Origin of the sequence: Winogradskyella sp. Asnod2-B02-A (assembly GCF_045063645.1) — a bacterium.
GTDB lineage: Bacteria > Bacteroidota > Bacteroidia > Flavobacteriales > Flavobacteriaceae > Winogradskyella.
In genome coordinates this window covers 1-1414 of sequence record NZ_JBEFOG010000017.1, presented here as the reverse complement: position 1 = coordinate 1414, position 1414 = coordinate 1, and the positions used below count along the sequence as shown (strand labels likewise).

Here is a 1414-nt window from a genome sequence, read left to right as displayed (position 1 = left end):
TGTATTATACTGATATAGGTTGACCTTTTTTTGTTAATATTATCACGTTCAAAAGATTTTTTTTAGCCGTTTAGAAGGCAAAAAAATAGTTTGAACTAGGTCTGTTCTTAAATCGTAAGCTCAGGTAAATTTACCTTATTTTTTCGATACGATTTGTATTTGATGTTTGGATTTAAATGCACTTCAGCTGGTTTTCTTAAATCCAAGCTAAAATGCGTTCTTAAATTATTATAAATATATACAGCTTGCTTTGTGATTTTTTGAGCAATATCAGTATTTTTAAGTGTTTCTTTTAATCCGTATTCATATTTCAAAGTTCTGTTAATGCGTTCTGCAATTGCGTTTTCGTAGGGGTCGTATTGTTCTGTCATACTCATTGTAATACCGTTGTTTTCTGCAAATTCTGTGTATTTAGGATTGCAGTACTGAAATCCTCTGTCTGAATGATGTATAAGCTTCTCATTAGGATACTTTCTGTTTTTAATAGCCATAGCAAGCGCATCTCTGCAGAGCGATGTTTTCATATGATTAGCTAATTTGAAACCCATAATTTGCTTAGAATAGGCATCTGTAACTAAAGCTAAATAGTTATGTCCATTTTCGGTTTTGATGTATGTAATGTCACTTACCCAAAGTTGTTCTGGACGAGTAGGAACGTGGTCTTTTACGATGTTTTTGTATTTTCTAAATAAGTGATTAGAGTTGGTTGTTGTAACGTAGTTTTTGCGTTTAGGTATTAATAAGTTGTAATACCTTAAGAATCCGTAAAATTTGTCCCTTCCTAACTTAATGTCTTGGTTTACCATCTCGTTTTTAAGTTCAGCGTAGAGTTTAATTCCACCAGATTGTTGTCCCACTAATTTGCGGTATTGCTGTACCATAAGAATAAGTTTTTTATCGTTTACTTCTTTGGTTTTGTTTGATTTGAGTCTTTTGTAGAAAGCTTGTTTACTAATCCCAAAGCATTGATAGAGCCATTTTCTTTTGAAATTTTTCTCTTTTTTTGTTCTATCTCTTTTGCTAATGATTTGGGCAACAACTTTTTTGACAAATCGACACCAGTAATTAGTTCCATGTCAGCAATAACATCTTGTTGGAAGTCTTTTACAAACTCTAGTTCTTCAATACGTTCCTTTAATTTTTTAATCTCATCTTGTTTACTCATACCAGTATTTTGTTGCTCTAAAGTACTATATTTTTTTAGCCAATAAGCAATAGTTGATCTTGAAATATCATATTTCTTAGATGCAAAATTGGCAGAGATTTGACCGTTTTGTATTTGGCCAACGACGAATAATTTGTACTGAAAAGTTACTTTTTCGTAAGGTTTTTTTCGACAGTCTTGTTTTCGTGTTTTCATAAGTGACTATAATTAAATGTTTAATTTTTAGTCAACCTATTTCAGGAAAGTACC

At 31.4% G+C, this 1414-nt stretch carries 2 protein-coding genes; both read right to left on the bottom strand.

Annotated elements, in window-relative coordinates; genetic code table 11:
* Window positions 1–107: 107 nt before the first annotated feature.
* Complete coding sequence (locus ACJJVO_RS00305; protein ID WP_405569013.1) at window positions 108–956, bottom strand: IS3 family transposase; 849 nt, start codon at window positions 954–956, stop codon at window positions 108–110.
* Entirely contained in the window at window positions 902–1360 is a 459-nt protein-coding gene (locus tag ACJJVO_RS00300; protein WP_405569010.1) for a helix-turn-helix domain-containing protein, read from the bottom strand. Before ACJJVO_RS00300 ends, ACJJVO_RS00305 begins: the two co-directional genes overlap by 55 nt.
* Between the last annotated feature and the right edge of the window lie 54 nt (window positions 1361–1414).